14 protein-coding genes are annotated in these 13144 nt (G+C 69.1%); all 14 read right to left on the bottom strand.

Annotated features, from left to right (window positions below):
- The 14 genes from sctU to D7X30_RS14020 all read right to left on the bottom strand — a co-directional run bounded on the left by sctU (position 1) and on the right by D7X30_RS14020 (position 13136).
- Positions 1-1083, bottom strand: coding sequence for a type III secretion system export apparatus subunit SctU (gene sctU, locus D7X30_RS13955; RefSeq protein WP_120563411.1), 1083 nt, complete (start codon positions 1081-1083; stop codon positions 1-3).
- Between the two features lie 18 nt (positions 1084-1101).
- Positions 1102-1920 (bottom strand): flagellar biosynthetic protein FliR, encoded by an 819-nt coding sequence (locus tag D7X30_RS13960; RefSeq protein WP_120563412.1) that lies wholly within the window; start codon positions 1918-1920, stop codon positions 1102-1104.
- Positions 1917-2183, bottom strand: coding sequence for a flagellar biosynthesis protein FliQ (fliQ, locus tag D7X30_RS13965; RefSeq protein WP_014398418.1), 267 nt, complete (start codon positions 2181-2183; stop codon positions 1917-1919). The genes D7X30_RS13960 and fliQ overlap by 4 nt, the downstream gene beginning before the upstream one ends.
- Before the next feature lie 16 nt (positions 2184-2199).
- Positions 2200-3024 (bottom strand): type III secretion system export apparatus subunit SctR, encoded by an 825-nt coding sequence (gene sctR, locus D7X30_RS13970; RefSeq protein WP_120563413.1) that lies wholly within the window; start codon positions 3022-3024, stop codon positions 2200-2202.
- Positions 3025-3034: 10 nt separating this feature from the next.
- Positions 3035-3709 carry a flagellar biosynthetic protein FliO gene (locus D7X30_RS13975; protein ID WP_120563414.1) on the bottom strand — a complete coding sequence of 225 codons (675 nt, stop codon included), beginning with the start codon at positions 3707-3709 and terminating at the stop codon, positions 3035-3037.
- Positions 3710-3811: 102 nt separating this feature from the next.
- Positions 3812-5179 carry a type III secretion system cytoplasmic ring protein SctQ gene (gene sctQ / locus D7X30_RS13980; RefSeq protein ID WP_120563415.1) on the bottom strand — a complete coding sequence of 456 codons (1368 nt, stop codon included), beginning with the start codon at positions 5177-5179 and terminating at the stop codon, positions 3812-3814.
- Positions 5176-6081 carry a flagellar hook-length control protein FliK gene (locus tag D7X30_RS13985; protein WP_120563416.1) on the bottom strand — a complete coding sequence of 302 codons (906 nt, stop codon included), beginning with the start codon at positions 6079-6081 and terminating at the stop codon, positions 5176-5178. Before D7X30_RS13985 ends, sctQ begins: the two co-directional genes overlap by 4 nt.
- Positions 6082-6117: 36 nt before the next feature.
- Entirely contained in the window at positions 6118-6606 is a 489-nt protein-coding gene (locus D7X30_RS13990; protein ID WP_120563417.1) for a flagellar assembly protein FliH, read from the bottom strand.
- A 53-nt stretch (positions 6607-6659) separates the two neighbouring features.
- Complete coding sequence (sctN, locus tag D7X30_RS13995) at positions 6660-7973, bottom strand: type III secretion system ATPase SctN (RefSeq protein WP_120563418.1); 1314 nt, start codon at positions 7971-7973, stop codon at positions 6660-6662.
- 44 nt (positions 7974-8017) lie between these two features.
- Positions 8018-8695, bottom strand: a complete 678-nt coding sequence (locus D7X30_RS14000) for a FliH/SctL family protein (protein ID WP_120563419.1) — start codon at positions 8693-8695, stop codon at positions 8018-8020.
- Between the two features lie 24 nt (positions 8696-8719).
- Positions 8720-10810, bottom strand: a complete 2091-nt coding sequence (locus D7X30_RS14005) for a hypothetical protein (protein ID WP_120563420.1) — start codon at positions 10808-10810, stop codon at positions 8720-8722.
- A 113-nt stretch (positions 10811-10923) separates the two neighbouring features.
- The gene (locus D7X30_RS14010) at positions 10924-11745 is read right to left on the bottom strand and encodes a type III secretion protein (RefSeq protein ID WP_120563421.1); all 822 of its coding nucleotides are present in this window, start codon (positions 11743-11745) and stop codon (positions 10924-10926) included.
- A gap of 109 nt (positions 11746-11854) precedes the next feature.
- Positions 11855-12274: an ATP-dependent helicase HrpB gene (locus D7X30_RS14015; RefSeq protein WP_120563422.1), complete on the bottom strand. Its 420-nt coding sequence runs from the start codon at positions 12272-12274 to the stop codon at positions 11855-11857.
- Between the two features lie 22 nt (positions 12275-12296).
- Positions 12297-13136 carry a sigma-70 family RNA polymerase sigma factor gene (locus tag D7X30_RS14020; RefSeq protein WP_120563423.1) on the bottom strand — a complete coding sequence of 280 codons (840 nt, stop codon included), beginning with the start codon at positions 13134-13136 and terminating at the stop codon, positions 12297-12299.
- Positions 13137-13144 lie beyond the last annotated feature (8 nt).

A 13144-nucleotide genomic window follows, 5' to 3' on the forward strand; every position in this document is an offset into this window, starting at 1 on the left:
TCAGGCGCGCGCTGACGGCGCCGCGTTCTGCTGTTGCTTGAGCCCGTAGACGAAGTTCAGCACCTCGGCGACCGCGTCGTAGAGCTCCTCCGGGACTTCCTCGCCCACCTCCACGCGCAGGAGCGCGTGCGCCAGCGGGACGTTGCGCAACAGGGGGATGTCCGCCTCGCGAGCCAGCGCCTTGATGCGCTCCGCCTTGGCGTCCATGCCCTTCACCAGCACCCGTGGCGCTCCGTCCTTGTTCTGGTCGTACTGCAGCGCCACCGCGACGTGATCCGGGTTGGTGACGATGACGCTCGCGTCCTTCACCGCCTCCATCTGGGCTCCCTCCATGATCTCGTGGTGGAGCTCCTTGCGCTTGGCCTTGTGGTGCGGGTCGCCTTCGCTCTGCTTGTACTCCTTCTTCACCTCCTCCTTCGTCATCATCATGTCCTTCATGTACGACTTGCGCTGCCACCACACGTCGAACACGCCGAAGACGACGAAGAGCATCACGATGCGCACGGCCACCCGGGAGATGATCTCTCCCAGGATGGCCATGATGCCGTGCGTGTCCTGCCGCACCGTTTCGATGACCAGGGGCATGGAGTCGCGCACCACGCCATAGACGACGAAGGCGGCGACGGTGATCTTGATGAGGTTCTTCAAGAGCTCCACGAAGGCCTTCTTCGTGAACATGTTCTTCAACCCCGCGATGGGGTTGAGCTTGTCGAACTTCGGGATGAGCGGGTCGATGGTGAAGAGCGACCCCACCTGGAGGAAGTCCATCAGCCCGCCCAGCACCGCCGCGCCGGCCACCACCGGCACCGTCAGGAGCAGCATCGTGCGCAGGCCCATCATCAGCAACTGCGTCGTCGCCAGGGCCAGGTCATCCGAGTGGGCGATGGCGTCGAAGCTGAAGCGGAACAGCGTGGCGATCTCCCGCTCCACGGTGTCCCAGGTGCCCTTGACGATGCCCAGGCCGGCGATGAGCACGGCCACGCCCGTCAGGTCCTTGCTCTTCCAGGTCTGACCCTTCTTGCGCGAGTCGTCGAGCTTCTTCTGCGACGGTTCTTCTGTTTTGTCGCCACTCTCGTCCGACATGGAGGAATCCCGGGGGGCTCAGGCCAGCAGCTGGATGGCGTGCTGGACCATGCGGAGCATGTTGGCCAGCTCCTGCTGCATGCGGCCAATCACGACATGGATGGCGATGAACATGATCAACACGCCCACCAGCGGCTTGAGCGACATGGAGATGAAGAACACCTGGATCTGCGGCGCCACACGGTTGATGGAGCCCAGGGCCAGGTCGGTGACGAAGGCGGCCACCATGCCGGGACCGGCCAGCGCCAGGCTGATCTTCAAGAGGTCCGCGAAGGAGCGGATCATCAGGTCGAAGAAGGGCCACACGCCGCGGCTGAAGCGCGGGAAGCCCTCCAGCGGCACGATGGCGAGGCTGTCCGCGAGCGCCTTGATGATGATGTGGTGCCCGTCCAGCGACAGGAACAGCACCACGCACAGCTGCACCTTGAGGCTGGAGAAGAGCGACACCTGCGTGCCCAGCTGCGGCACGTAGAGCTGGGCGTTGTTGCTGCCCGACATGGTGTCCATCAGCGTGCCGGCCACGCGGGCCGCGTCGAACACCATGTTGACGATGTACGACAGCGCCATGCCAATGAAGATCTCCTTGAGCAGGAGCCCGATGTACGGGAGCGCGCTCAGGGGAATCCTGTCCATCCGGTCCGCGACGGACGGGAAGATCACCAGGGACACCAGCAGGCCCAGTCCCAGCTTCATCTCCGAGGGAACGACCTCGCCGCCCAGGAACGGGCTGAAGATGAGGATGGGCATCACGCGGCACATGATGAGTGCCATCGTGAAGATGGTGACCGACAGGTTGACCCGAGCACCCAGCTCGGCCATGACTTCGCCGATGTTCATCTGCCGATGAGCGCCGGAAACCGGTCGAAGACGTGGAAGGTGAAGCGCAGCAGCTGACCGCCAATCCACGGGCCCGTCATGGCCAGCACGCCGAAGACGAGGACGACCTTGGGCGCGAACGTGAGCGTCTGCTCTTGAATCTGCGTGGTGGCCTGGAACAGCGAGATGAGGAAGCCCACCAGGAGGCTCATGAGCACCGGCGGCGCGGAGACCACGAGCACCAGGAACAGCGCCTCCTGGGTGATGAACGTGAGCTGATTCATGGAAGTACGGGGCTCCTTACAGGTAGCCGATGACCAGGCCCTTGGCGATGAGGTACCAGCCGTCCACGAGCACGAACAACAAGAGCTTGAAGGGCATGGAGATGGTCGTGGGCGACAGCATGTGCATGCCCAGCGCCAGGAGGATGTTGGCGACCACCATGTCGATGACGATGAAGGGCACGAACAGCAGGAAGCCAATCTGGAAGGCCTCCTTCAATTCGGACACGACGAAGGCCGGGACGATGACCATGAAGTCGTTCGGGCCAATGTCCTTGCGGTCCTCCTCCTTCCGCATCTTCTTCGCCAGGCTGTAGAAGAGCGTGCGGTCCTTGTTGGTGACCTTCTTCATCAGGAACTCGCGCAGGGGTTCCTTGGACTTGTCCGCGGCCCCCAGCATCGTGCCCACCGTCTCCGAGGAGAACACCGACGTTCCCCGGGACCAGATGTCGATGCCGCCCGCCCGGTACATCTCCTGGCCCACGGGGGCCATGATGTAGACGGTGAGGATGATGGCCAGGCCGGTGATGACCTGGGTGGGGGGAATCTGCTGGGTGCCCAGCGCCGAGCGGACGATGGAGAGCACCACCGAAATCTTCACGAAGCTGGTCACCATCATCAGCGCGAACGGGACCAGGGACATGGCCGCGAGCGCGAGGATGAGGATCAGCGGACGGGAGGTGAAGGTTTCGGAGCTCACCGCCTCCTTGACCATTGCATCCGGCACCGAGTCGCCGCCCTTCTTCGCCGCGGACGCGACGAAGGGGTGCAGCGACACGAGGGCCGCGAAGAGCCAGGGCGGAGCGCGGAACAGCAGCGGGCGAGCGGGAGACGAACGGTTCACGTGACGGCCTTCAGACGCCCGGCGGCGGCGTGGTGCCACCGGTCCGGCGGGAGAGGAGCTTCTGGAGGAAAGGACTCAGGGACACCGGCGACGACGGCGGACGCGCGGCGCGGATGCGCTCCACGGCGTCGCGGTCCAGCTTCGAAACCAGTTGCACGCCACCCTCGCCGCCACCCACCAGCAGGTACTCGTCCGCGGCCTTCAGGACGAAGAGCGTGCGCCGTTGATCCAACGGGATGCGCTCCATCACCGACACGACCGACGCCTTGCCCACGGGCACGCCCTGCAGGCCCATCAGCCGGCGCAGGCCCACGTTGAGCGTGAGGTAGATGGCCGCGAGCACCGCGCCCAGGAGCGCCACCGTGCGCACCACCACCCAGCCCAGGCTCTCCTGCTCTTCTCCGCCTTCGGACTCGGGGACGCCCAGCTCGCGGTCCAGTTCGTCCGCGTGGCGCTTCGCGCGGTCCGCGCTGTCATCCGCGACGGCCGGGGACGATGCCGGAGCCTGTACCGGAGCCTGTACGGCGGCCGCGTCCTTCGCGGTCGCCGAGGCCTCGGGGGCCGGTGCGGCCACGGAGGCATCAGGAGTGGAGGCCGCGGGCGCCTGCGCCAGGACGGCGGGCGACGCGAAGAGCAGCGCGGCGCCGAGCAACAGGCGCGAGGAAGAGAGACCGAAGACCGCCATGGATGGGCGCGAGCCTAGTGCACCCGAGTCAGGACCGCCACGGGCCCGGGCACGAGCACGCCCCCCTGCCCGCCTGCCTTGTGACGCACGGGCGCAAACGCTTCAGCTCAGGTGGATGATGCGCACCCCGAGCTGACCCTCCAGCTCCACGAGCTCGCCCCGGGCCACCACCTTGCCGTTCACCGACAGGTCCACGGGCTCACCCGCCCCACGGCGCAGGTCGATGACCTGGCCTGTGCGCAGGCCCACCACCTGTTCGGCCGTGATGGGCACACGCGCCAGCTCCACCGCCACCTGCAGGGGCAGGTCGCTGAGCAGATCGCTTCCGTCCTTGTCGTCCAATGCCGCCCCTTCGAGTTCCGGAGGAACGCCCAGCTCCGGGTTGGTGAAGTCCTCGTTCTCTTCCGACCCGCCCCCGGACTCCCCACCCTGCGGGTTGCCCGGCTCACCGGGGATGATGTCCGTGATGCGCGCCCGGTAGCGGCCGTGCTCCACGGACACGTCCGCCAGGAGGTGGCCGGTGCGCCCCAGGCCCAGCCGCAGCTGCGCCGTGCCGGGCTCGCCCCTGTCCGGCCGCGCTGACAGCATGTCCAGGAGCAGCACGTCCTTGACGCGCAGCGACGCCAGGTCCTGGGCGGACAGCTCCGCCACGCCAATCTCCGCGCGCAGCCAGTCGCGCAGCGCGGACAGGCGCCGGCCGTTCGCCTTCATGTCCTGACGCCGGTGCTCGCGCCGCTGGGCGCTCTCCACCGCGGGTTCGGCCGCCTCCAGCACCGCCGACGGAACCACCAGGCGCACGATGCCGCGGTGCGAGCCCAGCACCGCGTTCAGGTGCACCGCCAGCATCGGGCCGTCCTCGCCCAGGCGGGCGGAGACCTCATCCACGCCGCGCGCCACGCCGTCCAGCCGGGGCCGGGGAACGCCCGGCTGCAGCCCGGGCACCAGCTCCTTCAGGGCCTCCAGGACGACGTAGCCCATCACGCCCTCCTCGATGTCCGTCAGGGGGCGCAGGCCCACCGTCTCACCGGCGCCGCCCAGGAGCAGGTCCACCGCCGAGTGCGCCAGCGACAGCTCGATTTCGAGGATGGCCCGGCCCTTGAGCGCGCCGGGGGCCAGCACCGCAAGGAAGGACGGGTCGCCCAGGAAGCGGCGCAGCTCCGTCATGGGGCGCGCCTGGGCGGACTCCACCGACAGGCGCACGTCCACGTCGAAGAGGGCCTTGAGGCGCGCGCAGACCGTCTCCAGCGTGCCCGCGTTGGGCGTCAGCCAGCGCAGCCGCTCCGCCAGCTGGCCCTGCGTGCGCGACACCTTCTCCAGGTTCGTGAACGCGAACGGCCGCCACGGCGACACCGCCGGCGCGGGAGCCGGGGCCGGCGCTTGCGCGGGCTTCGAGGGAGGTCCCAGCTTCCGGGTGTCGACCAACATGGTGCGCTCGAAGACTCCGGGCTCGTCGTCCGGCTCCAGGCTCATGTCTTCGCCTCGAACCTCAGATTTTCAAGCGCCAGTCCCCGGCCACCCAGGGCGCTGCGCAGGCCGTCGCTCTGCTCTTCCAGCATCTTCAAGGTGCCGCGGTCGTTGCCGCTGAAGACGGCCGAAATCTTCCCGTTCTTCGCGCTGACCTTGATGGACAGGCCGTTGAGCACGTCGCCGCGCAGTTCGATCTGGAACTCCGCGTTGCCCGCGGCGTTGGTGCCCACGCGCACGCGCTCGACGATCTTCTGGGCGATCTCGTTCGCCATGGCGCGCAGCCGCTCGGAGCCCGCGGTGTCCTTGGGCTTGGCCACCGGAACCGGCGCCATCAGCGCGGGGTTGAAGCGGAAGCCCGGGCCGGCCATCTGCGCGCCCTTGTCGTCCTTCTCCTTGCTGCCCCCACCGCCCGCGCCCTTGCCGCCGCCAGCGTTGACGTCGATCTTCAGCTCGCCCTTCTCCTGGCTCAGCCGGCTGGCCTGACCTTCGGCCTTGTTCATGTCGCCTTCGCGGACGTCCGTGGAGCGCTTCTCCTCCACGACCTCCGACTTGCGGGCCTCTCCTCCCTTGGACAGGCTCTGCGACTCGGCGTTGCGCTGGGACTGCTGGGCGCCCTGGGTGGACTCGCCGGGCTTCGCGAAGGCGGTCTCCTTCTGGGCCAGCTTCTCGTCGAAGGTCTTGCCCTGCCCCTGCGCCAGGCGCGCCAGGACCTGCTTGCCCAGGGGCTGCTTCAGCTCCTGCGCCTGCTTGGGCTGGGCCTGTTCAGCCTGGCCCTGCTGGACCAGCTTGGAGAAGACGGACTCGCCCTGCAGGCGCTTCTGGGTCTTCGCCTCCGCGAGCTTGCGCTCCTGGATCATCCGCTCCGCCAAGCGCGCGGCATCGCGATCATCATCAACTCGGCTCATGGCGTCTCTCCAGACTCAGCGGAAGGCGGCGGGAGGTTACTTGCGCTGGCGGGCCAGGAACAAGGCGCTGCCGATCTCCTCCTGGCCCAACTCCTCCCGATCCTCGCGTTCCTTTTTCACCTGCTTGACGAACTTCTCCTTGTTCTTCTCGATGGCCTTGAGCTCCTTGGCGGCCTCGGCCATCAGCATGCGGCGCTGCTCCACCAAGCGGGCGGCCGTCCTGACGACCTCCTTCTGGTGCTCGATCTGGAGGGCGACCTGGGCTTCGTCGTCCTTCAGACGCTCCTCGAAGCGGCCCATCATGTTCATGCCGTTGATGCCGGCGCCCTTGGCCATGATCTGCTGGAAGTACTCCTGGACCTTGGCCTTGCGCTCCTTGCGGCGGCGCTCGAGTTCCGCCTCCAGGCGCTTCTGCTCCTGCTCTTCCTTCGCCAGCGCCTTGACGGCGTCCGAGAAGGCCTGTTCGGCCTCCTCCTTCGCCTTCTCACGCATGTCCAGCAACACCTGCAACCGGTACGGGGGCATGGTCGGGCCATCCTACCCGGAAACGGCCCGTCCACGCGCCTCCCCCGGAGGCATCAGTCCTCGAAGAGGGCGATGAGCTGCTCCACGGTCTCCTCGTACGGAGAGTTGGAGTGGGTGTCCTGCTTGAGGAAGTCGATGATGGAGTCGTACTTCTCGATGGCGTAGTCCGTCCTGGGGTCCGCGCCAGCCTGGTAGGCGCCCAGCAGGATGAGGTCGCGCTGCTTCTCGTAGGTGGAGAGCGTCTCGCGCAGCTTGCCGGCGGCCTTCTTGTGCTCCTTGCTGACGATGCCGCTCATCACACGGCTGAGGCTCTGGAGCACGTCCATGGCCGGCCACTGGTTTCGCGCGCCCAGTTCACGGTTGAGGATGAAGTGGCCGTCGAGAATACCGCGGACCTCGTCGGCGATGGGGTCTTCCATGTCACCGCCGGCCACGAGGCAGGTGTAGATGGCGGTGCACTTGCCCTTCGCCGAGTTGCCCGTGCGCTCGAGGATGCGCGGCAGCATGGAGAAGACGCTGGGCGGGTAGCCCTGACGCGCCGGGGGCTCGCCGATGGCGAGGCCGATGTCGCGCTGGGAGCGCGCCAGACGCGTCACCGTGTCGAGCATGAACAGCACATTGCCGCCGCGCTCACGGAAATACTCCGCGACGGCAGTGGCGACGTAGGCGGCGCGCAGACGCACGAGGGCGGGCTGGTCGGACGTGGCGCACACCAGCACGGCGCGCTTCATGCCCTCCTCGCCCATGGCGTCCTCGATGAACTCGCGAACCTCGCGACCACGCTCGCCGATGAGCGCCACGACGCTGAGGTCTGCTTGCGTGTTGCGGGCAATCTGACCCATCAGCGTGGACTTGCCGACGCCGGAGCCGGCGAAGAGGCCCACGCGCTGGCCCTCGCCCACGGTGAGAAGCCCGTCGATGCAGCGCACGCCCAGGGGCAGCGGCCGCTCGATGCGCTGGCGGGTGAAGGGGTCCGGGCAGTCGCGGTCCACGGGCCAGTCGATCAGGTTCTCCCCATCCAGGGGCCTGCCGTCCATGGGCTCGCCGATGCCGTTGAGCACGCGGCCCAGGAGCCCGTCGCCACACTTGATGGTGAGCGGACGGCCGGTGGGGATGCACTCGCTGTCCGGACCGATGCCGTACAGCTCGCCCAGGGGCATGAGCATCACCTCATCGCCCACGAAGCCCACGACCTCCGACTTCATCAGGCCGCGCTGGCGGTTCTTGACGAGCACCAGCTCGCCGATGCGCACGTTGGGCACGCTCGCCTTGATGACGAGGCCCGTCAGCTCCGTGACGCGGCCGCGCACCCGGACGAGGGACGCTTCCTTGATGAGGTCGTAGTAGCGCGAAAGGTCGATGGCCATGGCGGATTCCTGGAGGCTCTAGGGCGCGGCTGGGGCCAGCAGGCTCAGGGAGGGCCGCTCTTGCGCGCGGTGTCCGGCTGCAGGAGGTTCTGGAGCATCTCCAGCTGCGTGGGCAGCTGCGCGTCCACGGTGCCGAACTCCGTCTGGACGATGCAGCCCACGGGAGCGACCTCCGGGTCCTCCTTGATGGCCAGGTCCACCGTGCGGCCGATGAGCTCCATCAGCGCCGGGCGCTTGGCGCGCAGCACCGTGGCCGTCTTCGGGTGCACGCGCAGCACCATGGCGCGCGCGTTGCGCAGGTTGTCGATGGCCGCGGCGCACATGTCCACCAGCAGCTCAGGCTCGCGCTCCAGGTCGCGGCCGAGGATCTTCTCCGCCATCTTCAGCGCCAGCGCGATGATGTCCTGCTCCTGGGAGTTGAGCATCTCCCCGGCCTGTATCTTCGCGCGCAGGAGCAGCTCCGTCGCCTGGGCGATGCCCTCCTGACGGCCCAGGTCCTTCGCCTTGGCGAAGAGCTCCTCCTTCTCGCGCTGGGCCTCGGCGAGGATGCGCTCACGCTCGCGCTGGGCCTCCTCGATGATGCCCTGGGCGCCCTGGCGCGCCTCGAAGACCTCGGCGTTCATCACGCCCGCGCGCGGCGGACGCAGCGCCGGCCGCTCGGAGGTGGCGACGACCACCGACTCCGCCAACCCGTCCCCCTTGATTACCTTGCCGATCGCCATGGGCCGCTCCTTGGAGACCGGATGCTAGCGCGTTCCGCCGCGCGGTCCACGCCCTCCCGGGCCCCCCGCGTCATCCGGGCCCGGCCGGTCGGTGGGAGGGGGGCGCCGGCGGCCCACCTGCGTTCCCTCCGAGGACCGGGGCGCGGATGCCTGGCTGGAGAGCACGCGCGGGGGACGCTCCGGCTCGCCCCCCGGTTCGGGACGCACCGCGGGACGGCTGCCCGTGCGCGAGCGCAGCACGCGGGCCCCGTCAGCGGCTTCCCTCGAGGGTTCCGGGCGACGGGGAGCGCGCTCCTCCGCGTCTGCGGGAGGCCGCGCGGGGCGCTCGGCCCGGACGGAGCGGCCTTCCGGCGCATCCGGTTCCGGCGGGCGTGACGCACCGCGTGCACCCAGCCGCGAGGGCGGCGGGCCAATGCGGGCGCCGTCTGGATCCGGCCGGCCGGGACGCGCGGGCCGGGGTCCCTCCGGATCACGGCGGCTGGGAACGGCCCCGGTGGACGCGCGGGGCGCGGGCCCCACCGACGAGCCCCGGTCCACCGGCATCCGGCGCATCTGGGAGCCGTTCGCATCGCCTTCCGGGGCCACCATGGACGCGCGGGGCGCGGGCGCACGCTCGCGCTCCACCGGCATCCGGCGGATCTGCGAACCGCCCGCCTCACCTTCCGGCGGAGCCCCCATGGAGGCACGGGGCGCGGGCCCACGCTCGCGCTCCACTGGCATGCGGCGCATCTGGGAGCCGTTCGCGTCCCCTTCCCGCGAGGCCATGGAAGCGCGGGGCGCGGGCCCCACCGACGAGCCCCGCTCCTCCCCTGGAGCCGGACGCGGACGTCCGGCGGGGGCCGCGCCCGGGCCCGCGTCACGGCTGGACGCCGCACCCGCGCGACGGGCCGCGCGCTCGGCCATGAAGTCGCGCTTGGCACCCGCATCCGCGGACTCCGCGTCGGGGGGACCTCCCCGCAGGGCCTTGGGAGCCCGGAGCGCGGGTGGACGCGACGGATCCGGCGCGGTGGTGCGCAGGCCCTCGCGCGGCGCGGGCGCCCCCGGACGGGCTCCCGGAGCCGCGGGGCGCGCTCCCGGGGCTTCGGGACGGGCTCCCGGGGCCGCCGGCGCGGGCTTCCGGGCCCCCGGCGGTGGAGGCAGCACGGCGGAGGGGCGCGGCGGCGGCGCGGTCAGCCGCACGGGGCGCTCGATGAGGCCGCGCACGGCCAGCCGCTCCAGGTCCATGACGATGTCGGTGCGTCCGCCATCGCCACGAGCCGTCGGCCGCGAGCGCTCTTCGCGCACCCACTTCGCCACCAGGTGGCCGAACTCACCGCGGTGCTTCTCCAGCATGCGCGCGGCGAACTCCGGGGACTGCGCCACGCACGCGCGCGCCAGCCGCTGCACGCCCGCGCTGCGGATGGCGCCCGCCAACCGGGTGAAGCCATCGTGCAGGTTGATCTGCGCGCGCGCGTCCTCTTCCGGGAGCTTGCGCGGCGCATTGGCCGCCACGGACTTGCTCGCGAGTTGGAGCAGGTCCGGAGGCAGCGACTCCAGGAGGCCGTTCAGTTCTTCCTCGGGAAGCCCCGCCAGTGCCGGACCCAACACGCGCGCGCCCAGGCGGTCACTCACCGTGAGCAGCTCACGCGTCTGGAGGTTGAGCACGTCCGCGAACTTGAAGCCCGCGGACTGACCCGCGACCTCGCGCGACAGCGCCTCCTCCAGCTTCCAGCGGATGATGTCCAGGACCTGCGGCCGCACCTCGCGGGTGAGCTTCACGCGCGAGGGAGGCAGGTGGCCGCGCACGGCCTCGGCCATGTTGCCAGGCAGCGCGCGCAGCGTGACTTCCACCAGGGCGCCGCGCTCGCGCTGGAGCAGCGCCGCCAGCCGCTCCGGATCCGCGGTCCACAGCTGGCCGCGCCGGTCCTTCATCAGGCGCTTGAGTTCCTGCACCACCGCGGGCAGGCGCTTCTCGCGCGGAATCTGGAGGATCTCCTGCGCGCGGTGGCGCAAGAGCGCGCCCTCCTCGTCCGGCAGGTGCTCCAGCGCCGCCATGCTCTCCTGGCCACCGAAGGTGACCGCGGTGAGCAGCATCATCGTCTGGCGTTTGCTGAGCGAGGTGAAGAAGGAATCCAACGGTCACCTCGCGGGCCCCCAGGTGGCCCGCTGAAGATAGAAGTCGTGTCCCCGGCCTGGAGGACACATCCCGCGAACCACCCCAGGAGGGCCGCGGGAAGCGACGTGCAGCTCTAGCCCTCGCGACCGCCGCGCGCACGCGCGGGACGCGCCGCCGCCGCGGGGGCAGCGCCGCCCGAGCCGCCGCGCATGAAGGTCCACGCGGTGAGGCCCATCATCGCCAGGATGAGCGCGAACGCGCCGCCGAGGATCACCTTGAAGGTGCTCGCGCTGGCGGCCGTCATGCGCACGCCGAGCACGTCCTGCAGGCGGTTGGTCTCCGTGGTCTCCGCCGTGGGGGCCATGGCCTCCGTCATCAGCACGGTGACGGCCTCCGGCTTGAGCTCCGCTACGGAGCTGGCGACGAACTGCTTCACCGCGTCCATCGTGACGGGGGGCTTGCCGCCCTCCACCGTGCGGTACTTGATGAACACGGAGGCCGACGGCATCGGCCTGTTCTCCGGCTGCGACAGGTCGTTGTTCTCCGGCACCATCACGATGGCGCGCGCCTCCAGCACACCGTCGATCTGGTTGAGCGCGTTGGAGACCTCACCCGCCATGGCCTTGAGGAGCATGGCGCGCTCCTCCGTGGCGGTGGGCACCATGCTGCCCTTGGCGAAGTGGGACAGGCCCTTCTCCACCGGGCGCGGCAGCGAGTTGCGCTTCAAGAGCTCCGCGGCCTGCGCGGCGTCGCCCTTGGGGACGACGATGGTGAAGCGCACTTCGTTGCCGCCCTCCGCCTTCTCCTTCTTGGAGTTGATGCCGTTCTTGCTGAGCAGGACGTAGATTTCATTCGCGTCCGCTTCCGTCAGCTCGTGCTGCAGCTCGATGGAGCAGCCGGTGAGGAACAGCAGGGCGAGGAGCGGGGCGGCGAAGACGGGCGTTCGGCGAGTCATGGGCGCGCGTAGCTTAACAGGGCCCTTGCAAAACGCGGAAGGGCGCCCCCTCCCGACTTTGGGAGGGACCGCCCTTCGCATGCCGCCATGGCCCGGCGGGGTGGGGACTTCAGACCTGCGTCTTGACGACGTCCTTCAGGCCGCTGGTGGCCTTCTCGACGACCTTCGACGTGAGGTCGAGCTCCTGCGAGTACTTGTACATGGACGCCTGGAGACCAAGCAGCTCGGCGTTGGACATGTTCTTGCCGGAGGAGGCCTCCTTGATCAGCTTGTCCATGCTGACCTGACCCTTCTCCAGGCCGGAGACGAGGTCGGACACCATGCCGCCCGACTTGGTCGTCTTGGAGGCTTCGGCCTTCGCGTCCACGGGCTCGGCGCCCTTGGCCGTGGCGGGCTGCTGGGCGGCGCCGCTCACCTTGTTCAGGTTGGCCTTCTCCGCCTTGTTGACGGTCTCCACCTGGCGGACGTTGTCCACCTTCTGGGTGGCCTGCGCGGCCTGGGCCTTGTTGACGTTCTGGGCGGCGTCCACCTGGCCGGCGCCCTGCGCCTTGTCAGCGAGAACTCCGTCGAACTTCGACGCGCCCGTCTTCTGCTGAGTCTGCTGCGCGCCCTGGTCCTGCAGCTTTTGCTGCGCTACCTGTCCCGCGGAGATGCCGCTCATCGGAGCCGCCATGTGACACCCTCCTTGCATCCGTCGAGGGGGGAGGGAGTTCCTCCTCCTCGTTCAAGAGTTCCTTGAGCCGATCAATGGCCCGCGCATGAAGCCGCGACGCCCAGCTCTTCGACTGCCCGATCTCCGCTCCTGCCTCTTCCAGCGTACGTCCCTGGAAGTAATAGCCCTGCAGGAGCTTGCGCTCTTTCTCCGGAAGCTTCTCGATGGCCGAGCGCACCCGGTTCTTCAGCTGCTCCATCTCCAGGCGCTGATCCGCCGGGAGGGATTCATCCACGTAGCCCGCCGCCTCCGCCCCTTCCGCCCCCGCCGCGAAAACCGCCGCGAGGCCCGCCACGGCATCCGAGATGTCTCCAATATCATCGTCGAATGACGACCCGCGGTTGCTTGAGCCCTGCTCGCGGTCCGCCAGATTTCCCAGATACGCCGTCGCGCGCTCGCCCTGATAGGCGGTGCGGGCGTCCGCGCCCCGCAAGACCCCCATCTTCCTCAAGCCGTCGAAGATGGCGCCCTTGATGCGGTAGTGGGCAAAGGTGAGGAAGTTGGCGCCGACCTTGGGGTCGAAGCGCTCAGCGGCTTCCAGCAGACCGATTTGCCCATAGGCCAGCAGTTCATCCAGCTCCAGCTGGGCATTGAACTGCTTGCGCACGGTGGCCGCGAGCGACCGCACGTACGGGCCGTACTTCTCCAGGATGACCTTCCTGTCTTCACCCAGAGGCAAGCGGCGCG

The sequence above is a fragment of the Corallococcus sp. AB011P genome (genome assembly GCF_003611605.1).
GTDB classification, from domain to species: Bacteria; Myxococcota; Myxococcia; order Myxococcales; family Myxococcaceae; genus Corallococcus; species Corallococcus coralloides.

Coding starts and splice junctions, on each gene's coding strand:
- sctN (WP_120563418.1), bottom strand. CDS start 7,973: ATGGCCATCGACCTTTCGCGCTACTACGACCTCATCAAGGAAGCGTCC.
- fliQ (WP_014398418.1), bottom strand. CDS start 2,183: ATGAATCAGCTCACGTTCATCACCCAGGAGGCGCTGTTCCTGGTGCTC.
- sctU (WP_120563411.1), bottom strand. CDS start 1,083: ATGTCGGACGAGAGTGGCGACAAAACAGAAGAACCGTCGCAGAAGAAG.
- D7X30_RS13960 (WP_120563412.1), bottom strand. CDS start 1,920: ATGAACATCGGCGAAGTCATGGCCGAGCTGGGTGCTCGGGTCAACCTG.
- sctQ (WP_120563415.1), bottom strand. CDS start 5,179: ATGAGCCTGGAGCCGGACGACGAGCCCGGAGTCTTCGAGCGCACCATG.
- D7X30_RS14000 (WP_120563419.1), bottom strand. CDS start 8,695: ATGGCGATCGGCAAGGTAATCAAGGGGGACGGGTTGGCGGAGTCGGTG.
- D7X30_RS13990 (WP_120563417.1), bottom strand. CDS start 6,606: ATGCCCCCGTACCGGTTGCAGGTGTTGCTGGACATGCGTGAGAAGGCG.
- D7X30_RS13975 (WP_120563414.1), bottom strand. CDS start 3,709: ATGGCGGTCTTCGGTCTCTCTTCCTCGCGCCTGTTGCTCGGCGCCGCG.
- D7X30_RS14010 (WP_120563421.1), bottom strand. CDS start 11,745: ATGACTCGCCGAACGCCCGTCTTCGCCGCCCCGCTCCTCGCCCTGCTG.
- D7X30_RS13985 (WP_120563416.1), bottom strand. CDS start 6,081: ATGAGCCGAGTTGATGATGATCGCGATGCCGCGCGCTTGGCGGAGCGG.